This is a genomic window from Brevundimonas aurantiaca (assembly GCF_904830995.1).
In the GTDB taxonomy this organism is placed as follows: Bacteria; Pseudomonadota; Alphaproteobacteria; order Caulobacterales; family Caulobacteraceae; genus Brevundimonas; species Brevundimonas aurantiaca.
On the sequence record NZ_CAJGVD010000001.1, the window covers coordinates 2,205,753 to 2,226,393 of the forward strand.

17 protein-coding genes are annotated in these 20,641 nt (G+C 69.0%); 4 read left to right on the forward strand and 13 right to left on the reverse strand.

Annotated elements, in window-relative coordinates; all coding sequences use genetic code 11:
* The first annotated feature begins 55 nt into the window (after positions 1-55).
* On the forward strand, positions 56-2,428 hold the full coding sequence (locus JMT67_RS10850; RefSeq protein WP_201463463.1) for a sensor histidine kinase: 2,373 nt from the start codon (positions 56-58) through the stop codon (positions 2,426-2,428).
* A 14-nt stretch (positions 2,429-2,442) separates the two neighbouring features.
* Here JMT67_RS10850 and JMT67_RS10855 read toward each other — a convergent pair whose 3' ends face one another.
* A complete protein-coding gene (locus JMT67_RS10855) occupies positions 2,443-3,669 on the reverse strand; it encodes a TIGR03862 family flavoprotein (protein WP_201463464.1) in 1,227 nt (408 codons plus the stop codon).
* Positions 3,670-3,732: 63 nt separating this feature from the next.
* On the opposite strand from JMT67_RS10855, the gene greA reads away from it, so the two are divergent.
* Positions 3,733-4,212 (forward strand): transcription elongation factor GreA, encoded by a 480-nt coding sequence (gene greA / locus JMT67_RS10860; RefSeq protein ID WP_152949234.1) that lies wholly within the window; start codon positions 3,733-3,735, stop codon positions 4,210-4,212.
* Between the two features lie 6 nt (positions 4,213-4,218).
* Here greA and JMT67_RS10865 read toward each other — a convergent pair whose 3' ends face one another.
* The 12 genes from JMT67_RS10865 to JMT67_RS10920 all read right to left on the reverse strand — a co-directional run bounded on the left by JMT67_RS10865 (position 4,219) and on the right by JMT67_RS10920 (position 14,166).
* Entirely contained in the window at positions 4,219-4,632 is a 414-nt protein-coding gene (locus JMT67_RS10865) for a helix-turn-helix domain-containing protein (RefSeq protein ID WP_007390016.1), read from the reverse strand.
* A 22-nt stretch (positions 4,633-4,654) separates the two neighbouring features.
* On the reverse strand, positions 4,655-6,307 hold the full coding sequence (lnt, locus tag JMT67_RS10870; protein ID WP_201463465.1) for an apolipoprotein N-acyltransferase: 1,653 nt from the start codon (positions 6,305-6,307) through the stop codon (positions 4,655-4,657).
* 4 nt (positions 6,308-6,311) lie between these two features.
* On the reverse strand, positions 6,312-6,773 hold the full coding sequence (gene ybeY, locus JMT67_RS10875; RefSeq protein ID WP_183216418.1) for an rRNA maturation RNase YbeY: 462 nt from the start codon (positions 6,771-6,773) through the stop codon (positions 6,312-6,314).
* Complete coding sequence (locus JMT67_RS10880) at positions 6,770-7,756, reverse strand: PhoH family protein (protein WP_201463466.1); 987 nt, start codon at positions 7,754-7,756, stop codon at positions 6,770-6,772. Before JMT67_RS10880 ends, ybeY begins: the two co-directional genes overlap by 4 nt.
* Positions 7,756-9,171, reverse strand: a complete 1,416-nt coding sequence (gene miaB, locus JMT67_RS10885; protein WP_201463467.1) for a tRNA (N6-isopentenyl adenosine(37)-C2)-methylthiotransferase MiaB — start codon at positions 9,169-9,171, stop codon at positions 7,756-7,758. Before miaB ends, JMT67_RS10880 begins: the two co-directional genes overlap by 1 nt.
* Before the next feature lie 44 nt (positions 9,172-9,215).
* Positions 9,216-9,701: a Fur family transcriptional regulator gene (locus tag JMT67_RS10890; protein WP_054764392.1), complete on the reverse strand. Its 486-nt coding sequence runs from the start codon at positions 9,699-9,701 to the stop codon at positions 9,216-9,218.
* Positions 9,702-9,728: 27 nt separating this feature from the next.
* On the reverse strand, positions 9,729-10,172 hold the full coding sequence (gene rimI / locus JMT67_RS10895) for a ribosomal protein S18-alanine N-acetyltransferase (protein ID WP_201463468.1): 444 nt from the start codon (positions 10,170-10,172) through the stop codon (positions 9,729-9,731).
* Positions 10,169-10,861 carry a tRNA (adenosine(37)-N6)-threonylcarbamoyltransferase complex dimerization subunit type 1 TsaB gene (gene tsaB / locus JMT67_RS10900; protein WP_201463469.1) on the reverse strand — a complete coding sequence of 231 codons (693 nt, stop codon included), beginning with the start codon at positions 10,859-10,861 and terminating at the stop codon, positions 10,169-10,171. Before tsaB ends, rimI begins: the two co-directional genes overlap by 4 nt.
* 82 nt (positions 10,862-10,943) lie before the next feature.
* Positions 10,944-11,351 carry a helix-turn-helix domain-containing protein gene (locus tag JMT67_RS10905; protein ID WP_054764395.1) on the reverse strand — a complete coding sequence of 136 codons (408 nt, stop codon included), beginning with the start codon at positions 11,349-11,351 and terminating at the stop codon, positions 10,944-10,946.
* A gap of 45 nt (positions 11,352-11,396) precedes the next feature.
* Positions 11,397-11,978 carry a helix-turn-helix domain-containing protein gene (locus tag JMT67_RS10910; RefSeq protein WP_054764396.1) on the reverse strand — a complete coding sequence of 194 codons (582 nt, stop codon included), beginning with the start codon at positions 11,976-11,978 and terminating at the stop codon, positions 11,397-11,399.
* A gap of 58 nt (positions 11,979-12,036) precedes the next feature.
* Positions 12,037-12,597 carry a NifU family protein gene (locus JMT67_RS10915; RefSeq protein WP_201463470.1) on the reverse strand — a complete coding sequence of 187 codons (561 nt, stop codon included), beginning with the start codon at positions 12,595-12,597 and terminating at the stop codon, positions 12,037-12,039.
* Between the two features lie 45 nt (positions 12,598-12,642).
* Positions 12,643-14,166 carry a helicase HerA-like domain-containing protein gene (locus JMT67_RS10920; protein ID WP_201463471.1) on the reverse strand — a complete coding sequence of 508 codons (1,524 nt, stop codon included), beginning with the start codon at positions 14,164-14,166 and terminating at the stop codon, positions 12,643-12,645.
* A gap of 110 nt (positions 14,167-14,276) precedes the next feature.
* Here JMT67_RS10920 and JMT67_RS10925 point away from each other — a divergent pair, with 110 nt between their 5' ends.
* A complete protein-coding gene (locus tag JMT67_RS10925) occupies positions 14,277-15,401 on the forward strand; it encodes an AI-2E family transporter (RefSeq protein WP_054764399.1) in 1,125 nt (374 codons plus the stop codon).
* A gap of 354 nt (positions 15,402-15,755) precedes the next feature.
* Positions 15,756-20,612, forward strand: coding sequence for an NAD-glutamate dehydrogenase (locus JMT67_RS10930; RefSeq protein ID WP_201463472.1), 4,857 nt, complete (start codon positions 15,756-15,758; stop codon positions 20,610-20,612).
* Positions 20,613-20,641 lie beyond the last annotated feature (29 nt).

The window sequence follows — 20,641 nt, forward strand, 5'->3', positions numbered from 1 at the left end:
GTGCTGCATTGAGGTATGGTAAAGGCGAATCAGGGCGCGGGACTCAAGGACAAGAATGGCCGAGGCCGACATCGCCTATGTCGCCACTGCAGGCGCAGCCGGACTGGCCTTGGGCGTCAGCGCCTGGGCCTTGCGGCTGCGCGCGCGTCTGAGCGCCGCCGTCGCCGCCGCCGAGCGGGACCGTGACGCCGCCCAGGCCGATCTAAGCCGCCACGACAGCATGTTGCGCGCCTTCGACGACGTGAGCCTGGCCTTGACGGCCGAAGGCGAGGCGAGCGGCGCGCCCATCGGCCCCGCCGAACTGATCGCCCGACTGACCGCCTCGGACGCCGCCGCGGGGTCGGGCATGGATCAAGGCGAGGCGGGCGAGGCCATACTGACGCGGCTGAGGTTGAGCCATGCGGTTTCGATCGACGCCCTGGTCGAGGCCGGAAAGGCGTTCGAGAGCTTGATCGATCTCGGCGACGTCGAGCCTTGGCGCGTCGAAGGCCGGGTCGCCGGCGGGGTGGCCTGGCTGCGCCTATCGCCGGCGTCGCGCGTGGTCCTGACCGGAGCCGATGCGACCGAGAGCGGCCTGTCTCTGCTGGGCGACGCCTCGCCGATTCCGACCTGGATCGTGGACGGCGCCGGACGACTGGCCTGGGCCAACCGCGCCTGGTTGAGCGAGATCGGCGCCCAGACGGTGGATGAGGCGCTGGACAAGGGCCTGTCGTTCGACCGCGGGGCCGACGCCCTGATCGCCGAGGCGGGCCGGCTGGGGCTGCGTCAGGAAGGGTTCCGCTGGACGACCGGCGGCGGTCATCGCCGGGCCTGGCGGATCATCGCCGAACCGGCGGCGGGCGGCGCCGTGACCGCCTTCGCCATCGAGGTGACGGAAGCCGAAGAGACCCGCGACACCCTGCGTCGCCATGTCGACGCCCACGACGAGACGCTGAACCACCTCGCCGACGCGGTCGCCATCTTCGGACCCTCCAAGCGGTTGGCCTTTCACAACACCGCCTTCCAGACCCTGTTCGATCTGGACCCGGCCTGGCTGGACGAACGGCCGACCCATGCCGAGCTGCTGGACCGGCTGCGCCAGCGCCGCCGCCTGCCGGAGGTGGTGGACTACGCCGGATGGAAGGCCCGCGAACTGGAATTCTACGGCGCGTCCCAGGCCGCGCCGGACGACAGCTGGTCCCTGCCCGACGGGCGGACGCTCCGGGTCGTGCGCCAGCCCCATCCGCTGGGCGGCATATTGCTGATCTTCTCGGACATCACCGACGAACTGAATCTGCGCAGCCGGTTCAACGCCCAGATCCAGGTGCAAAGGGCGACGCTCGACAAGCTGAACGACGCCGTCGCCGTCTTCGGCTCGGACGGGCGGCTGCGGCTGCACAATGAAGCCTTCGAGACCTTCTGGCGCCTGCCCAGCGATCGGATCGCCGCCTCGATCGACTTCGACGCCCTGGCCGAACTGTGCAAGGCCGTCCTGCCGGACCCGGCCCTGTGGCTGGGACTGAAGGCCCGGGTCGCCGATCCGGACCCCGAAAGCCGCATCGCCATCTCGGGCGAGGGACGCACGATCGACGGCCGCATCGCCGCCTGGCAGACCCGCCCCCTGCCGGACGGCGCCACCCTGGTCGCCTTTTCCGACGTCACGGCCCGTCGGGGCCTGGAACAGGCCCTGGTTCAGCGCGAACAGGCCTTGGAGGAAAGCCAGGCCTTGAAGCGCGAGTTCGTGGGCAATGTCTCCTATGAACTCCGCACGCCTTTGACGACGATCGTCGGCTATTCCGAACTGCTGGAGACGATGGGCGATCTGCCCGAGCGCAGCCGCCAGCATGCGGGCGCCATCCGCGTCGCCGCCGTCCAGCTGGCCCGCTCGATCGACGACGTTCTGGACATGGCCCAGATCGACGCCGGCGAGATGGAGCTGTCGCTGGGCGACGTCCGGGTCTGCGACCTGCTGAACGAGGCGGCCGAAAAGGTCCGGCCCAAGGTCGAGGGGCGCGGCGCCGTCCTGACCGTCGCCTGCGCCGCCGATCTCAGCCCCATTCGGGCCGACGAGCACCGGATCGGCCAGGCCCTGGATCATCTGCTGGAAAACGCCGCCCGCGCCGTTTCCGAAGGCGGGGCCGTCACCCTGACGGCCGAGGCCGGCGCGTCGGAGGTACGGCTGACCGTCTCCGATACGGGGCGCGGCATCCCCTATCATTTGCAAGCCCATGTGTTCGATCGCTTCGTCCGGCGCGAGCGGGGCGGACCGGGCGTCGGCCTGGCCCTGGTCAAGGCCCTGGTCGAACTGCACGGCGGCTGGGCCGAGGTGGAAAGCGAACCCGGAAAGGGCGCCGCCTTCATCCTGCATCTGCCCTATGGCGCGGCCACCACCGCCGCCCCGCCCGAACTGCAGCTGGATCAGCCCCAAGCCGCCGAGGCGGCCGGCTGAGCCGGAGCCGTCTCTCAGCCCTTCGACCCCAACCAGTCGAGCAGGCCGCGCGCCGCCGCGACGCCTGAGGCGAAACTGGCCTGAAGCAGATAGCCGCCGGTCGGCGCCTCCCAGTCCAGCATCTCGCCCGCGACGAAGACGCCCGGCCTGGCGATCAACATCGAGCGGGCGTCCACCACCTCCAGCGCCACCCCGCCCGCCGTGGAGATGGCCCGGTCCAGCCCTTGGAACCCTGTCAACCGAACGGGCGCGGCCTTGATGCGCTGGGCCAGGCTGAGCGGATCGGCCGGCAGGGAACCGGTCTCGCGCAGGAGGGCGACGGCCGATGGGTCCAGTTTCACCGTCTTACGCAGGTGGGTGGCCAGACTGGCCTTGAACCGGGGCCGCGCCAGACGCTCCGTCAGCTGTTCGACCGTCAGGCCGGGCTTCAGATCAAGGTGGATGTCGACCTGACCGTCGGCCTCGATCGCCTCACGCAGGGCCGCGGACAGGGCGTAGATCGCCCCGCCTTCCAGTCCATAGCGCGTGAGCATGACCTCGCCCGGGACCGTCCGATCCTTCAGGCGGACCGAGACAGGCTTCAGGGGCCGCCCGGCGAACCGCGCGCGAAAGGCGACGGACCAATCCACGTCAAAGCCGACATTGGCGGGGCGGAAGGGGGCGACGGTCACACCCTCGGCCTCCAGCCAAGGCTTCCAGTCGCCGTCCGACCCCAGGCGCGGCCAGCTGGCGCCGCCCAGGGCCAGGACGACGGCGTCAGGCCGCTCTCGCCGCTCGCCGTCAGGCGTTTCGAACACTAGATCCGCCCCCGACCAGCCGATCCAGCGCGACCGGGTGCGGATTTCGACGCCCAGCCCTTCCAGACGCGCCAGCCAGGCGCGGAGCAGGGGCGAGGCCTTCATGGCGCGCGGGAAGACGCGCCCGCTGGAGCCGACGAAGGTCGGCTGGCCCAGGCCCTCGACCCAGGCGATCAGATCATCCGGCCCGAAGTCGGCGATCCAGGCCCTCGCTGTTTCAGCCGCCGGGCCGTACCGGCCCAGAAAACGCTCCATCGGCTCCGAATGGGTCAGGTTCAGACCGCCGCGCCCCGCCATCAGCAGTTTTCGCGCCGGAGACGGCCTCTGTTCATGCACCACCACCTTCAATCCCGCCTGGGCCAGGCGTTCGGCGGCCGTCAGGCCGGCCGGTCCGGCGCCGACCACATGGATCGCGGGCTCGGCTTGACGGTCGGATTGGGTCATCGCCCCGCTTTGCCCGCTCGCCGCGACGCTGGCTATAGGGGACGGGATGGTTATGTTCGGCCGATGAGCGTCGCCTTCACCCGAGAAGAAGATCTGGAAGCCACCGCCGCCGACCTGGCGGACCGGCCGATCTCGCCCCACCCCAATCTGGTCACGGCCGAAGGCCTGGCCCAAATCGAGGCCGAACTGGCCTCCGCGCGCGCCGCCTACGCCGCAGCCCAGATCAAGGGGTCGATCGAAAGCGATCGGACCGCCATGGCCCGCGCCACCCGCGATCTGCGCTACTGGTCGGCCCGCAGGGCGTCGGCCCAGCTGGTGGAGCCGGGCGAGACCGACGGGCGCGTTCGTTTCGGCGGTTCGGTCTGCATCGAGCGCGACGACGGGCGATCCCAGACCTGGCGCATCGTCGGCGAGGACGAGGCCGATCCCGCGAAGGGTTCGGTCAGCCATGTGTCGCCGCTGGCCCGCGCCGTTCTGGGCCGGCGCATCGGCGACGAGGTGGTGGTGGCGGGCCGGACGGTGGAGATCACGGCCGTCGGCTGACCGCCTTCAGCTCGGCTTTTCGGCGGCGTCTCCCAGCATCTCGCGGATCATGTCCAGGATCAGCTTCTGATTTCGCAGGGGCAGATGCGGCGCCAGACGGGCGATTTCGACACTGTGTTTGGTCATCCGGGGCTCGTGGTCGAAGGCGGGCGCCTCCTCCTCGCCCACGCCGGCCTGGGCCACGCGAAAGCCCGAAAAGAAGTAGGGAATCTCCACCTTCATGAAGTCGGCCATTTCGAACAGTTTCGAGGCCGAGACGCGGTTCGTGCCCTTCTCGTACTTCTGAACCTGCTGGAAACTGACGCCCAAGGCGCGCGCCAGGGCGCTTTGGGTCAAACCCAGGCCCAGACGCTTCTCCTGAACGCGGCGGCCGACGTGGATATCGACGGGATGGGGCTCCTCGAGTTTTTCGCGCGCCATCCCGATTCCCCTCGTCCCGCTGTCAGCCCCTAAGGCGAAGCCTAGTGGGAGAGGTCAACGGCCACAAGCCGGGACGGCGGCCGGCGAAAAGGGAAATCGCCAGGGCGGCCAGAAGACCCGCGAAAAAGAACGCGTCGCCCCATCGGCCGTAGGGGGTCACCGCCGTCGGGCGCGGCAAGGGCGCATCGATCACCCCGGCGACACCGGGATCAAGCCTTTGATTCTGAACGATCCGGCCCCAGGGATCGATCATGGCCGAGATTCCCGTCGGCGTGGCTCGCGCGATGGGCAGGCCGGTCTCGATGGCGCGATAGCTGGCCAGGTTCAAATGCTGGCGCGGCCCGGAGGTCGCGCCGAACCAGGCGTCGTTCGAGGCGTTGACGATCCAGTCGGGACGCCCGACCGCCCCCGGCGTGAAACCGGGATAAAGGCTTTCATAACAGATCAGCGGCTGGACCGGCGGAACGCCCGGGATGTGGATGGGCGCAGGGATGGGCCCGGCGGAGAAATCGCTCGGCATGTGAACGAGGCTGCGAAGCCCGACCGCCGTCATGATCGAACCCAGCGGCAGATATTCGCCGAACGGCACCAGCCGATGCTTGTCATAGACGGCGGCGATCCGCAGGCCCGGCCCGGCTTCGTCCACCAGGGCGAACAGGCTGTTGTAATAGCGGGCGCCCTCTGGGGCCGTTGGATCAGGTTCGCCCCGCGCCAGCCCCATCATCAAGGTTTGCCCCGGCCGCACGGCGCCGGCGATGGCGGCCGCATCCGCCGAGGCGAAGACGTCATTGGCCGAGGCCGGCAGGGCGCCCTCAGGCCAGACCACCACGTCGGGCGTTCGGGCGGCCGGCTGTCCCGTCAGGGCGACATAGCGATCGACGATGGAGCGATAGGCCTCGGGCGACCACTTGGTTTCCTGTTTAACGTCGGCCTGGACCAGGCGAACCACGGTGTCGGTGACCCGCAACTCGGCCTGGGCCAGCCGCACGGCGCCGAAGAGGCCGACGGCGGCCAGAACCAGAAGGCCCGACCCTGCCGAGATCAGGCGGCCGCGCGCCGCGCCGGGTCCGATCAAGGGCGCCAGGGCGGCGGTCGAGGCCACTGTGATCAGACTCAATCCATAGACCCCGACCACCGAGGCGAACTGGGACATGCCCCCGCCCGCCCGCCAGGTCGCGCCCGCCGGGTTCCAGGGAAAGCCGGTCAGCACATGGCCGCGCAACCACTCGGCGGCGCAGAACAGGGCGGCGAACAACAGAACCCGCACGACGCCTATGGGTGCGAACCGGCGATAGAGGGCGCAGGCGACGCCCCAGAAGAGCCCCAGGCCCGCCGGCAGCAGGCTGGCGGCGAAGGGCGCCATCCAGGCCTGTTCCGGATTGACGAAGAAGGCCTCCGCCACCCACCAGCAGCCGATGAAGAAATAGGCGAAGCCCGCCAGCCACCCCATCCAGAAGGCGCCGCGCGGGGTGTCCGACCGTTCCGACAGGATCATCAGCAGCGGATAGCCCAGGAGGCCGACCAGCACCCCGAACGGCGGATGGGCCAGGGCCGTCCCCGCCCCGGCCGACAAGGCCAGACCGATGCGGATCAGACGCCAGGTCCAGGCGCGACGCTTCTCGGAAAGGGCGCGAACGCGGGCGGCGAAACGGTCGAGCGCGGCGTCGGGAAACATAGTGTCAGTCCTGCCCCTCTACAGAGACATCAGCGGCATAGGGGTCAGCGACGCCCAGTTCGGCCAGGATCTCGCGCTCCTCGGCCTCCATCGCCTCGGCCTCGGCCTCGTCCTCGTGATCGCGGCCCAACAGGTGCAGCACCCCATGGACGACCAGATGGCTCAGATGGTCCGACAGGCTCTTGCCCTGAACGTTCGCCTCGGTCGCGCAGACGCCATAGGCCAGGACGATGTCGCCCAGGTGGGGCGCGGCGTTCTCGGGCGCGGGAAAGGACAGGACATTGGTCGGCTTGTCCTTGTCTCGGAATCGGGCGTTCAGCGCCCGCACAGCCTCGTCGTCGGTCAGCAGGACGACGACGTCGCCCGCCACGGCGCCCAGGGCCGCCGCTGCGGCCCGTTCCGCCACGGCTTCCGCGTCAGGCAGGGCGGCGCTCCAGGCCTCGGCCTCGATTTCGATGTCGATCATTCGGCGTCTTCAAGGTCCGGGGTCGGTCGGGACCGGGCGGCGTCGGCGTCATAGGCGCGCACGATCCGCTCGACCATGGCGTGGCGCACCACGTCCTCGGCCGCGAACCTCAGGATGCCGACGCCCTGGACCCCGTCCAGGATCCGCAGGGCATGGGCCAGGCCGGAATCGCGGGGGTTCAGCAGGTCGATCTGGGACGGGTCGCCCGTCACCACCATCCGCGCCCCCTCGCCGAGACGCGTCAGGACCATCTTCATCTGCAGACGCGAGGTGTTCTGGGCCTCGTCGACGATGACGAAGGCGTGGCTGAGGGTGCGGCCGCGCATGAAGGCGATGGGGGCGGCCTCGATCTCGCCCTTGTCGCGACGGCGCTGCACGTCCTCGGCGCCGAGAATGTCGTTCAGCGCCTCCCAGATCGGAGCCAGATAGGGATCGACCTTTTCGTTCAGGTCTCCGGGCAGAAAGCCCAGCTTCTCGCCCGCCTCGACCGCCGGGCGGGTGATGACCAGCCGGTCCACCTGGCCCCGTCGCAGCAGGGAGGCGCCGTAGGCGGCTGCCAGGAAGGTCTTGCCCGTGCCGGCCGGACCGACCCCGAAGCTGAGCTCGCAACGGCCCAGCATGTCGACATAGGCGGCCTGGGCCTTGGTCTTGGGCACGATGGGGCCGCGCTTGCCGCCCGGCAGGGAGACGCCCGCCGCCGCCAGACCCGGCGCGCCCTTGCCGCCCCGCGCCTGACCCAGGGCGGCGCGCACATCGGCCTCGGTGACCTCGGCGCCGAGGGCGGCGCGCTTGGCCAGATCCTCAATGACGCGGCGGGCGTCGGCCCGGTCGCGCGTACCCCCGTTGACGGAGACCCCGCCGCCGGGCGCCTCGACCAGAACCTTGAAGGCGTCCTCGATCAGGGCGACGTGACGGCTGTTGGGTCCGATCACCGCCCTCAGTTCGGCGTCATTCAGGGGAACGAACTCGGACTCTCTCGCCACTAGGCCGCCTTTTCCTTTTCCGCCGCCCCTGGGGCGACAAGCCGGCCCGTCAGACTGTTCTGCTGACCGGAAATGATTTCGACCGGAACGATCTGGCCGATCAGATGATCCGCGTCGTCGACATGGACCGACTGGAGATAGGGCGAGCGACCGATGGCCTGGCGGCGATCGGGATGGCGGCCCTTGCGGTCGAACAGGACATTCAGGGTCCGGCCCGCCTGGGCCTTGTTGAAGGCCGTCTGCTGTTCGGTCACCAGTTCGATCAGCCGGTGCAGCCGTTCCTTGGCCACTTCGGGCTCGATCTGTCGGCCCATGCCGGCGGCCGGCGTGCCGGGCCGGGGCGAATACATGAAGGCGAAGGCCGAGGCGTATCGGACCTGGCGCACCAGATCGAGCGTCTCCTCGAACTCGCGATCCGTCTCTCCGGGGAAGCCGACGATGAAGTCGCCCGACAGGGCCATGTCGGGCCGGGCTTCACGGATGCGGGCGATCAGATCGAGGTAGGTCTGGCGGCCGTGCTTACGGTTCATCAGCCGCAGGATGCGGTCCGAGCCCGCCTGAACCGGCAGGTGGAGATAGGGCATCAGGGCGTCCAGATCGCCGTGGGCGGCGATCAGCGCGTCCGACATGTCGTTGGGGTGGCTGGTCGTATAGCGGATCCGGTCTAGTCCGGGGATCTCCGCCAGGGCGTAGGCCAGTTCGGCCCGGCTGGACTTGCGCCCGTCCGGCCGTTCGCCGTCATAGGCGTTGACGTTCTGGCCCAGCAGGGTGACCTCGCGCACGCCGCGCCCGGCCAAGGCCCGCGCCTCGTCCAGCACCGCGGCCAGGGGCCGCGACCATTCTGCGCCGCGCGTATAGGGCACCACGCAGAAGGTGCAGAACTTGTCGCAGCCTTCCTGCACCGTCAGGAAGGCGGTCGGCCCCTCGGTGAAACGGGCGGCCGGCAGGGCGTCGAACTTGTCGTCCGGGGCGAAGTCGGCGCCGATCCGTTCGCCCCGGGCCCGGGCCGTGCGGGTCAGAAGCTCGGGCAGCTGGTGATAGGCCTGGGGGCCGACGACGATGTCGACCGCCGGCTGGCGTTTGATGATCTCCTCGCCCTCGGCCTGGGCGACGCAACCGGCGACGGCGATGGTCATGTCGCCGCCCGTCTGGCGCTTGAGGTCGCGCAGTTCGCGGATCTTGCCGAGCTCGGAATAGATCTTCTCGGCCGCCTTCTCGCGGATGTGGCAGGTGTTCAGGATGACGAAGTCGGCCGCCTCGACCTCCTCCGTCACGGCATAGCCCAGCGGCCGCAGCACATCGGCCATGCGCTCGCTGTCATAGACATTCATCTGACAGCCGTAGGTCTTGATGAACAGCCGCTTGGACGGCGTGTTCTGCGCGGCCTCGGCTTTGGGAACCAGGGTCTCGGTCATGTCGGGCTTATGATCGCCCGAACCGGCGAGAACAAGACCGGGTTTCAGCCCGCATCCACGTCTTCGGGCGCCACGCGCGCGGCATGGCGTTTGAAGATGAGCCCTTCACGCTTGGACGGTTCGGCGCCGTCGATCGGCACGCCGTACAGTTCCAGCTTGTGGCCGATCAGTTCGAAGCCCAGCCGTTCGGCGATCTCGGACTTCAGCTTTTCGATCTCGGCGTCGAAGAATTCGATCACCTCGCCGGTCTTGGTGTCGATCAAGTGATCGTGATGGTCGTCGCCGGCCTCTTCATAGCGGCTGCGGCCGTCCCCGAAGTCGTGCTTCTCGACCACGCCCGCCTCTTCGAACAGGCGCACGGTGCGATAGACGGTGGCGATCGAAATATGCGGGTCGATCGAGGAGGCGCGGCGGTACAGCTCCTCCACATCGGGGTGGTCTTCCGCCGAGGAGAGCACCCGGGCGATCACCCGGCGCTGTTCGGTCATACGCATGCCGCGGTCGGCGCAGAGTTTTTCAATCCGGTCCATAGGCCTAGAATAGGGGCTCAGGCCGCTTCAGGGAAGCGGCGCCGTGTCCGGATTCATCGCAAGATCGCGTCCCAGCACCAGGGCGTCGGTTCGACCGCCGTCGGGCCGCGCATAATAGGCCTTGCGTCGCCCGATCGGGCGGAAGCCGGCGCGGTCGTAAAGGGCGCGGGCGGCCGCATTGTCCTCGGCCACCTCCAGAAACAGGCGCACGGCCCCGGCCTGGGCGGCGGCGACGGCCGCCTGACCGACCAGTCTCCCGCCTAGGCCGGCCCGCCGCGCCTCGGGCCGCACCGCCAGGGTCAGGATCTCGGCCTCATCCAGCACGACCCGGATCAGGATGAAGCCGTCCGGTTCGACCACCGCTAAGACGCCGGGCTGGGCCAGCAGGGCGGCGAACTCGTCCCGGCTCCAGGGCGCCGGAAAGGCTCGCGCATGGACGGCGGCCAAGGCGGCGGGATCGGGACGGATCATGGCGCGGTCTGGCGGGGCTGTCCCGGCAGACGGGTGGGCGGCGCCGCATCGGGCGCGCGCAGATACAGGGGCCGGGGCGGATGGGCGGCGGGATCGACTGACCGGGTCAGCCGAGCCAGGGCCGTCGGCGCGGGGGCGACGACGGGATCGGCCGAGGCCAGGCTCAGCTCAGGATAGGCTTCGCTCAGAAGACCGGCCCCGCTGCCGACGGCCTGAACCTTCGTCCCAAGAGCGGCGATGCGGTCGGCGGCCGCCTCCAAGGGCAGGGCCTCTTCCGGGCCGAGGGTCCGGCCGTCCGAGAAGAATTTGGCGTAGACCTGACCCCGCCGGGCGTCGATCAGGGCCGCGACCGGGACGCCCGCCGTCGCCAGGGAATCAGCCAGGGGATCAGCCAGGGCGTCCAGCGTGGACACCCCCACGACCGGCCGCCCCAGGGCGGCGCCCAGACCCTGGGCGAAGGCCAGGCCCACTCTCAAACCAGTGAAGGAGCCCGGCCCGACCGTGACGCCGATCCGATCAAGACGATCGAAACCGCCCCCCGCCTCGGTCATGACGTCGCGCACCAGACCGCCCAGCCGTTCCTGGTGGCCCTTGGCCATCGGTTCGAACCGCACCGACAGGGGCCGGTCGTCCTCAAAAACCGCCGCCGTACAGGCGCCCAGCGCCGTATCAATGACCAAGAGTCTCATGCCGGCCTTCTAGAGGCTGACAGGCGGATGGGAAATCGCTTTGCGGCCTCAACCCGCCCTCAGCCGCCGCTCAGACCGTGCGTCAGGCCGCGCGCGACAGAACCTCGACCAGCTGCGTCAGGGCCTGTCTTACGGAACGGTCCTCAATGGCGGCGAAGCCGGCGGCCATGGCCAGGCCTTCCGGCGTGGCGGCGAGGGTTCGCATGATCGAGAGGTCGGTCGGCTCGCCGGCCTCCGCCCGCGCCGGAAAGAAGGCGCTGATCGGCATGGACAGGGCGATCGCCAGATTGTGCAGCCGGGCGGCCGATATCCGGTTCTGCCCGCCTTCGTACTTCTGCACCTGCTGGCAGCTGACCCCCACCATCTCGCCCAGCGCCGTCTGAGACAGCCCCAGGGCCTGACGCCGAGCGGCGATCCGCGCCCCCACATGCAGGTCCACAGCCTCGACTGAGCGGGCGTTCCGACGGGGAGCGGCGGGGCGGCTGTTCATGGCTCGAAGATGGCGCAACCTGTCCGGGTATGCAACCTTTTCGTTTCATGGCTCGTGGCGCGCCGTGACGAGGCAGAGCTGCGCCACCCGGCTAGGGTCGATGACTTCCTTCCCTTCCAGACGGCCGGCGCCCCGCACGTGCAGGCCGTCGGCGGCCGAGCGATCAAAAATGCGCGCCAGCCGCCGGCCGTCGGTCGTCAGGATTACGCAGCCCTGCCCCGGTCGCGGGCGACCTGGCCGATATTCCAGAACGACGCCGCGATCCGCCCAGGGCGACAGGGCGTCGTCGGCCACTTCAAGCCGATGGGTCCGGGGAATGGACGCGCCGGAGAAGGCGCGACCCCGCGCTTCGAGACCGGCCGCCGGACCGGTCGCCGCCGCGTCCGGACCGCCGGCCGCCAGCAGAGCCAGGGCCTCGGGCGTGGAATCCAGGGCGCCGGTCAAACGCCTCTGGACATCCGGCCGAAACAGGCCCGGCCGACGACCGGCCTCGTACAGGCCCCAACCCTGGCTGGTCATCTCCAGTCGAGCGCCGGCCTCGGCCTGGGACAGGCCGCGTTGGCGACGCAGGGCGGCGAGCGCCTCGCCGAGACGAAGAACATGAGGATCAGGGACGAAGCGCGCCATCAGAAGTTAAAGATGGCGCCTCCTTGCACGTCTGGCGATAATTTAAAGCGGGATCGCCCTAGATCGTCTGCTCGACCCGCGTCACCTCAGGCACATAGTGGCGCATCATCTGTTCGACCCCCGCCTTCAGGGTGGCGGAGGACGACGGACAACCCGAACAGGCGCCGCGCATCCGCAAGGACAGGACGCCGGTGGCCTCGTCGAAGGAATCGAACAGGATGTCGCCGCCGTCCTGGGCCACCGCCGGGCGGATGCGGCTGTCCAGCAGGGCCTTGATCTCGGCGACGATCTCGCTGTCGGCCTCGGCGTTCTGATCGGCTTCGCCAGCCTGACCGCGCGTCAGGGGCGCGCCCGAGACGAAATGGTCCATGATGACGCCCAGGATCGGCGCCTTCATCTCCGACCAGTCCGGCCCCGAGACGCTGCGAACGACGGAAATATGGTCCGCGCCGAACAGGACGGCCTCCACCCCCTCCAGCTCGAACAGGGCTTCGGCGAGCGGCGAGGCGGTCGCCTCGTCGATCGTCCGGTATTCCAGCGTGGCCGACGGCGAGACCTCCCGGCCGGGCAGGAACTTCAACGCATTGGGATTGGGCGTGGGCTCGGTCTGGATGAACATGGGCCGGAGATGCGCATGACGCCGACGGCTTGCAAGTCTTAAACGCTAACGCCGACGCAGGCTTCCCAGAACGCCGCGCAGCAGTTCGCGGGTCAGGGTCGATCCGGCCGTGCGCAGCACGGACTTGGTCAGGGCCTCCATCGGGGTCTGCCGATTGGATGTTCGCTTGCGCGGCGCCGATCGGACGCCGTCCCCGTCGCGGTCCTGGTCGGCCCCTGCTTCCCGCTTGACCCGGCCTTGCGGCTTCGAATTCGCCTGCGCCTGAGCCTGCCGTTCGGCGGCGGCGTGGCGGGCGGCGAGGACTTCTTCAGCGGATTCGCGGTCCAGGACCGGCTCATACCGGCCCTGGACCGGGCTGGCGGCGATTACGGCGGCGCGTTCGGCCTCGGTCGCCGGCCCCAGCCGCGAGGCGGGCGGCCGGATCCTTGTGCGGGCCACGACCGTGGGCGCGCCCTTGTCGTCCAGAACCGACACCAGGGCCTCGCCGACCCCCAGGGCCTGGATGGCTTCGGCCGTGTCGAAGGCGGGGTTGGGGCGGAAACTCTGGGCCGCAGCCTTCAGCCCCTTCTGTTCGGACGGCGTATAGGCGCGCAGGGCGTGCTGGATGCGATTGCCCAGCTGCGCCAGGACGCTGTCGGGAATATCGGCCGGATTCTGGGTGACGAAATAGACGCCGACCCCCTTGGACCGGATCAGCCGCACCACCTGTTCGACCTTCTCCAGCAGGGCGCGCGGCGCGTCGTTGAACAACAGGTGGGCCTCATCGAAGAAGAAGACCAGACGCGGCTTCTCCGGATCCCCGACCTCCGGCAGCTGTTCGAACAGTTCCGACAGCAGCCACAGCAGGAAGGCCGCATACAGACGCGGACTGTTCATCAGCCGGGTGGAATCCAGCACATTGACCTGGCCCCGGCCGTCCAGGCCGACGCGGATGACGTCCTCCAGCTTCAAGGCCGGCTCGCCGAAGAAGGCCGCGCCCCCCTGCTGTTCCAGCTGAAGAATCGCCCGTTGAACGGCGGCGATCGAGGCTGGGGCGACATGGCCGACCTCGCGTCCGATCCGCTCGGCGTTCTCCCCGACATAGGCCAGAAGGCTGCGCAGATCGTCGATGTCCAGAAGCAGCAGCCCCTCCTGATCGGCGACGTGGAAGACCACCGTCAGCACGCCCTCCTGGACCTCGTTCAGGTCCAGCATCCGCGCCATAAGCACCGGGCCGATCTCGGAGACCGTCGTGCGGATCGGATGGCCCTTTTGACCATAAAGATCCCAGAACACCGTGGGCGCCGCGGACGGGGTCAGGGCCAGGCCCATGTCGGCGGCGCGGGCCAGCAGCTTTTCGTTCGGCGTCCCGATCTGGGAAATCCCCGACAGGTCGCCCTTCACATCGGCGCAGAAGACCGGGACGCCCGCGTCCGAAAAGCCCTGGGCCAGGATCTGCAGCGTCACCGTCTTGCCGGTTCCCGTCGCCCCGGCGACCACGCCGTGGCGGTTCGCCCGATGGAACAGAAGGGCCTGGTCCTGGCCTTCGTCGGACTGGCCAAGGAAAAGACCGGCGGGGGTGTCGGACATCGAAAGGTCTCCAGAAGCGGGACGAAGGTCTAGCGCAGTCGCGAGCGGGTCGGAACCGCCGCCTTCAAGGCCGGTTGACGGCGTTCTTCGCCCCACCGACAAGGGTGGCCATGAAGAGCCCCATCACCATGCAGTCTTCGGCCGTCTCGCGAAACGCCCTGGTCTTGATCGCCACCGTCGCGGCCGGTGCGGCCCTCTACTGGCTGCGCGACATACTGACGCCCCTGGCCATGGCCGTTTTCCTGTTGATCATGATAGACGGGGTCAAGCGGTCCGTGGCGGCGCGCACTCCTTTGAACGACCGCTGGGCGGGGACAGCGGCCCTGCTGCTGGTGGTCCTGGCCTTCTTCGCCTCCATCGCCATCATCGTGAACGGCGCCGCCGGATTCTTCGGCGAGGCGTCGGGCGTGTCGCAGAACATCGGGCCGCGCATCGACCAGATCATCCGCGACGTCTACGCCCTGATCCGGCTGAACAATCCCCCCACGGCCCAGGACCTGATCAACGGCGTCGATCTGCGCGGCTATCTGACCTCCGTGGCCTTTCAGGTGCAGGGCATCGCCTCGGGCGCCTTCTTCGTCCTGGTCTATCTCGGTTTTCTTCTGGCCTCGCAGATCGGCTTCCGGCGCAAGATCATCGCCATGTTCCCCCACCGGCATCAGCGCGACGAAGCGATCGCCGTGTTCAACCGCGTCCGCGGCGGGGTCGAGGGCTATCTGTGGGTCCAGACCGTGACCGGGGCCCTGATCTGCGCCGCCGCCTGGATATTGATGCGGGCCGTCGGGCTTCAGAACGCGGAGTTCTGGACCTTCGTCATCTTCATCGTCGGCTTCATCCCGGTTCTGGGCGGGGCTGTGGCGGGTCTGGCCCCGCCCCTGTTCGCCCTGGTGCAGTTCCCCAGCTATTGGCCGGCGCTGATCCTGCTGGTGGGGCTTCAGACCATTCTGTTCATCGTGGGCAATCTGGTCCAGCCGCGCATGCAGGGCGACAACCAGAACATCGACCCGGTGGTGGTCCTGCTGGCCCTGGCCTTCTGGGGCAAGCTGTGGGGCGTGGTCGGCATGTTCCTGTCGACCCCGCTGGCCGTGATGGCCATGGCGATCCTGGCCGAGTTCAAGGGTTCGCGCTGGATGGCCGTCCTGCTGTCGGGCGACGGCGAACCCTATGCGGACGAACACAAGACGGCGCATCACAGGCGGGGCTCATTCTCCAAGGACGACGCTGACGAAGCCTGAAGCCGCCGTGCGGCGTCAGGCCGCAGAGAAACCTGTGACGCCGGCCTCTTGAAACCCGCCCCGGACCGCCCATCTCAGCCTCAACGCCGCGGCCATCCCCCCTCCGACCGCGGCCGAGCGAGGCCGACGCCCCTCCCCTCCCCATGCGTCGGTCCGCGCAGGCCGCCGAGTTCCCCCACTCGGCGGCCTTCTCGTTTGCGGCGCCGCACAACCGTTCCAACGTGAACGCTGTTCATGAGAATCTTCGCCCCTCAGGGGCTTCCCGAGCGATCAGTCCTGGCCTAGTCAGCGGTGTGGCGCTGCGTCGCGCCAGCCCCCAGCGGCCCCGGCCGCGTCGCCCGAGACTGGAAGTCCATGACCGCCCTCGATCCGCGCTCTGCAACGGTTCAGCCGATCACCCCGGCCCTGCTGGAAGCTTCATTCGCGCGGATTCTGGGAACCAGCCCGGGCGAGGCGGAGCGCTCCTTCCTGGCTCAGGCGCACGAGGACTACGCCGCCGACGAAACGCCGGAGCTGGACGGCGAGGATCTGGCCGCCCTGCTCGCCGCCTCCTGGCGCGCCGCCGGCGACTATCCGGCCGGCTCCCCGCCCCTGATCACCGTGGGGCCGTTGTCGGGCGCCGACGGCCAGGCCCTGGACTATGACCTGGTCCGCATCGTCCAGAACGACGCCCCCTTCCTGGTGGACAGCGTCATGGGCGTCCTGGCCGAGGCCGGGGTCTCTGTGCGCGCCCTCTTCCACCCCGTCGTCGCGCTGGACGGACGCCGACTGTCGGTCATCATCCTGGTCATCGATCCCGTGCCCCAGGAACGCCGCGACGCCCTGGGCGAGGGCCTGGCCCAGAGCCTGAGCGACGTCCACGCCGCGGTCGAGGACCACGAGGCGATGGCCGCCCTGATGCGCCAGGCCGTGCAGAGGTTGGAAACCACTCCGCCCGCGGTCGATCCGGCCATACTGGAAGAAAACATCGCCTTCCTGAAATGGCTGAAGAGCGACCATTTCGTCTTCCTGGGCGCACGCGACTACGACTATCCGCGCGGGGCCGACGGCGACTATGAGGCCGAGGCCCCCCTGAGCCAGTCGGGCGCTGGCCTGGGCATTCTGGCCGATCCGGAACGCACCGTTCTGCGCCGCGCCTCCGAACCGGCCGTCCTGACGCGCCAGATGCGCCGCCAGCTGGACTTCAGCGACCCCGTCACCGTGGCCAAGGCCAACGCCCGTTCGCGGGTCCACCGCCGGGCCTATATGGATTATGTCGGGGTCAAGCGGTACGGGCCGGACGGCAAGGCGACCGGCGAAACCCGGTTCGTGGGCCTGTTCACCTCTGAGGCCTATGACCGTCTGGCGACCGAGACCCCGCTGATCCGCCGCAAGGTGGCCAATGTCCTGTCGCGCGCCGACAAGGCGCCGGGCAGCCACAATGAGAAGCGGCTGAAGAACATCCTCGACAACTATCCGCGCGACGAGCTGTTCCAGATCAGCGAGGACGAGCTGCTGTCGATCGCCCTGGGCATCCTGCACCTGTACGACCGCCCCCGCATCCGCCTGTTCACGCGCCAGGATCCGTTCGACCGCTTCGTCTCAGTGCTGTGCTTCATTCCGCGCGAGAAGTTCGACGCCTCCGTGCGCGAGCGGATCGGCCAGATCGTCGCCCGCGCCTGGGGCGGGCGCGTCTCCGCCTGGTATCCTCAGCTTTCGGACGCGCCCCTGGTTCGGGTCCATTTCATCATCGGCGTGACGCCCGGCGAACATCCGGTTCCCGACGCGGCCCAGCTGGAACAGGATGTGGCCGAGGCCGGTCGCAGCTGGATCGAACGGTTCGAAGCCGCCCTGCGGCGGGCCGAGGTGGCTGATGTCGAGGTCGGCCCGCTCAGCGCACGCTGGGCTCGCGCCTTCGGGGCCGCCTATCGCGACCGCTATGACGCCGATGAGGCGGCGGTCGATCTGCGTGAGATGGATCGGCTGAACGCCACCGGCCAGGTCGGCGCCGGCGAGCCCGTGGCGGTCCGGGCCTTCCGCAATCTCGACGACAGCCCGCTTCAGTTCCGTTTCAAACTCTACCGCCGGGGCCCCTCCGTCCCCCTGTCCGACGTCCTGCCGATCATGACAGACATGGGTCTGAAGACGCTGGAGGAATACGGCTATTCCATCCGGCCGATGGGCGAGGAAGAGATTCACGTCCATGAATTCCTGATGGAGGATCCGCGCGGCGAGGATCTGGTCTTTGCGGACGTCAAGGGGCCGTTCGAGCGCGCCTTCGCCGCCGTCTGGAGCGGCCTGACCGAGAGCGACGGCTTCAACCGACTGGTGATCGAACTGGGGATGGAGTGGCGCGAGGCCGCCCTGATCCGCACCCTGGCCCGTTATCGTCAGCAGACGGGTCTGGACCCGTCCCAGGCCGTGCAGGAAGAGGCCCTGCGCGAATATCCCGAGGTGTCGCGCGCCCTGCTGGCCCTGTTCAAGGCCAAGTTCGAGCCGAACGGCGCCGCCGTGGAGACGCGCCAGGAGACCGTCGACGCCTTGGCGGCCCAGATCACCGCCCTTCTTCAGGCGGTGAAGAGCCTGGACCACGACCGCGCCCTGCGTCGCATCGCCGCCCTGATCGGCGCGATCAAGCGCACCAACTACTTCCAGCAGGACGCTGACGGCCTGCCCAAGCGGCACATCTCGATCAAGATCGCCTCCAGCGAGCTGGAAGACCTGCCCCTGCCCAAGCCCTATCGCGAAATCTTCGTCTGGGCGCCGCACGTCGAGGGCGTGCACCTGCGCTTCGGCCCGGTCGCGCGCGGGGGCCTGCGCTGGTCGGACCGTCGCGACGACTTCCGCACCGAGGTCCTGGGCCTGGTCAAGGCGCAGCAGGTCAAGAACGCCGTCATCGTGCCGGTCGGCTCCAAGGGCGGCTTCTATCCGAAGCAACTGCCCCGCACGACCGACCGAGAGGCTGTTCAGGGCGAGGCCATCCGCGCCTATCGCACCTTCCTGTCGGGCCTTCTGGACATCACCGACAACATCGCCGCCGACGGCGCGGTGACCCGTCCGGCCCATGTGGTCGCCTGGGAGCAGGACGATCCCTATCTGGTCGTCGCGGCCGACAAGGGCACGGCGACCTTCTCGGACATCGCCAACGGCGTCTCGGCGTCCTACGGCTTCTGGCTGGGCGACGCCTTCGCCAGCGGCGGTTCGATCGGCTATGACCACAAGGCCATGGGCATCACCGCCCGCGGCGCCTGGGAGGCGGTGAAGCGCCACTTCCGCGAACTGGGCAAGGACATCCAGACCCAGCCCTTCACAATGGTCGGCGTCGGCGACATGTCCGGCGACGTCTTCGGCAACGGGGCCCTGCTGTCGAAGGCGACCAAGCTGGTCGCCGCCTTCGACCATCGCGACATCTTCATCGACCCGGATCCGAACCCCGAAGTCAGCTGGGCGGAGCGCAAACGCCTGTTCGACCTGCCGCGCTCGTCCTGGCAGGACTATGACAAGGGCCTGATCTCGGCCGGCGGCGGCGTCTTCTCCCGCTCGGCCAAGTCGATCCAGCTGACGCCTGAGATCAAGGCGGTTCTGGACATCGCCGAGGACGCGCTGGACCCGGTCAGCCTGATCCGCGCCATACTGAAGGCGCCGGCCGAGCTGCTGTATCTGGGCGGGATCGGCACCTATGTGAAGTCCGCCGCCGAGACCGACGCCCAGGTGGGGGACAAGGGCACCGACGCCCTGCGGATCAACGCCGACGAACTCAGGGTCAAGGTGGTGGGCGAGGGGGCCAATCTGGGCTTCACCCAGGCCGGGCGGATCGTCTTCGGTCAGAACGGCGGGCGCATCAACACCGACGCCATCGACAATTCGGCGGGCGTGGACACCTCGGACCATGAGGTCAACATCAAGATCCTGGTCGGCTCGGCCGTGACCAACGGCGTCCTTCCGGCCGAGGAGCGGACCCCGCTGCTCGCCTCCATGACCGAAGAGGTCGGGCGCAAGGTTCTGGCCCACAACTACGACCAGACCCTGGCCCTGACCCTGCAACAGGCGGAAGGGGCCGGCGCCCTGGACGCCCAGCAGCGGTTCATGCAGAGCCTGTCGGCGCGCGGCAAGCTGGACCGCAAGGTCGAGGGCCTGCCCTCCGACGCCCGCATCAAGGAGATGATGGCCTCGGGGATTCCTCTGGCGCGGCCCGAGCTGGCGGTCCTGACCGCCTACGCCAAGCTGGAACTGTCCGAAGAGATCGTGGCGTCCCAGGCGCCCGAGGATCCCTTCTTCGAGCAGATTCTGGTGCGCTACTTCCCCGACGCCCTGGCCCGGTTCGAACCGCAGATGAAGAGCCACCGTCTGCGGCGCGAGATCATCGCCACGGTCCTGTCGAACGAAGTGGTCAATATGTGCGGCCCGACCTTCCCGGACCGCCTGCGCGGCTCGGCGGAATGCGACACCACCGCCCTGATCATCGCCTTCGAGGCGGCGCGGCGCATCTTCCGGCTGGATGAGGCCTGGGACGCCGTCTCGAACCTGGATCTCAAGATTTCCGCCGAGGCGCAGACGGCCCTCTATCGTGAGATCGCCGTGGTCCTGCGCCGCCAGACCTTCTGGCTGGCGCGCCGCGCCAAGAACGGCGCTTCGGTCCAGGCGCTGATCGACCGCTATCGCCCCGTCGCCGACGCGCTCCAGGCCGAGGGCGCGCCGGTCCTGTCCCGTTTCGAACAGGGACGACTGGACGAACGGGTCAAGACCTTCGCCGACCACGGGGCGCCGGAGGATCTGACCCGGCGGATCGGCGTGATGCGGCCCCTGGTCGCCGCCGCCGACATCGGCGACATCGCTCAGGAGACGGGCTGGCCGGTCGCCGCCATGGCCCGGCTCTACCACCAGGTGGGCGCCGCCTTCGATTTCGACCGGCTGCGCGCGGCCGCCGGCTCGATCCCGTCGGTCGATCATTTCGATCGCCTGGCCGTTCGCCGCCTGATCGAGGATCTGATGACCGAACAGGCGACGCTGACGCGCGCCGTGGCGCGGGCGTCGGACGCTTCGGTGGGGATCAGCGAAGACGCCGCCGAGGGGGCCGTCGACGCGTGGATCGGCTCGAAACTGGCGGTGGTCGAGGGGGTTCGCGCCTCGGTGGACGAGATCGAACAGTCGGGCGCAGGCTGGACCTTCGCCAAGCTGACGATCGCCAACGCCACCATTCGCGACCTGGCCTCTGCGGCCGGCAAGGGCTGAACCGGCTGCGGCCGAGACTTGACGAGGGG

Bases quoted from the DNA above. Each gene is read 5' to 3' on its own strand.
- JMT67_RS10850 (WP_201463463.1), top strand. From the start codon at position 56: ATGGCCGAGGCCGACATCGCCTATGTCGCCACTGCAGGCGCAGCCGGA.
- JMT67_RS10855 (WP_201463464.1), bottom strand. From the start codon at position 3,669: ATGACCCAATCCGACCGTCAAGCCGAGCCCGCGATCCATGTGGTCGGC.
- greA (WP_152949234.1), top strand. From the start codon at position 3,733: ATGAGCGTCGCCTTCACCCGAGAAGAAGATCTGGAAGCCACCGCCGCC.
- JMT67_RS10865 (WP_007390016.1), bottom strand. From the start codon at position 4,632: ATGGCGCGCGAAAAACTCGAGGAGCCCCATCCCGTCGATATCCACGTC.
- lnt (WP_201463465.1), bottom strand. From the start codon at position 6,307: ATGTTTCCCGACGCCGCGCTCGACCGTTTCGCCGCCCGCGTTCGCGCC.
- ybeY (WP_183216418.1), bottom strand. From the start codon at position 6,773: ATGATCGACATCGAAATCGAGGCCGAGGCCTGGAGCGCCGCCCTGCCT.
- miaB (WP_201463467.1), bottom strand. From the start codon at position 9,171: ATGACCGAGACCCTGGTTCCCAAAGCCGAGGCCGCGCAGAACACGCCG.
- JMT67_RS10890 (WP_054764392.1), bottom strand. From the start codon at position 9,701: ATGGACCGGATTGAAAAACTCTGCGCCGACCGCGGCATGCGTATGACC.
- rimI (WP_201463468.1), bottom strand. From the start codon at position 10,172: ATGATCCGTCCCGATCCCGCCGCCTTGGCCGCCGTCCATGCGCGAGCC.
- tsaB (WP_201463469.1), bottom strand. From the start codon at position 10,861: ATGAGACTCTTGGTCATTGATACGGCGCTGGGCGCCTGTACGGCGGCG.
- JMT67_RS10905 (WP_054764395.1), bottom strand. From the start codon at position 11,351: ATGAACAGCCGCCCCGCCGCTCCCCGTCGGAACGCCCGCTCAGTCGAG.
- JMT67_RS10910 (WP_054764396.1), bottom strand. From the start codon at position 11,978: ATGGCGCGCTTCGTCCCTGATCCTCATGTTCTTCGTCTCGGCGAGGCG.
- JMT67_RS10915 (WP_201463470.1), bottom strand. From the start codon at position 12,597: ATGTTCATCCAGACCGAGCCCACGCCCAATCCCAATGCGTTGAAGTTC.
- JMT67_RS10920 (WP_201463471.1), bottom strand. From the start codon at position 14,166: ATGTCCGACACCCCCGCCGGTCTTTTCCTTGGCCAGTCCGACGAAGGC.
- JMT67_RS10925 (WP_054764399.1), top strand. From the start codon at position 14,277: ATGAAGAGCCCCATCACCATGCAGTCTTCGGCCGTCTCGCGAAACGCC.
- JMT67_RS10930 (WP_201463472.1), top strand. From the start codon at position 15,756: ATGACCGCCCTCGATCCGCGCTCTGCAACGGTTCAGCCGATCACCCCG.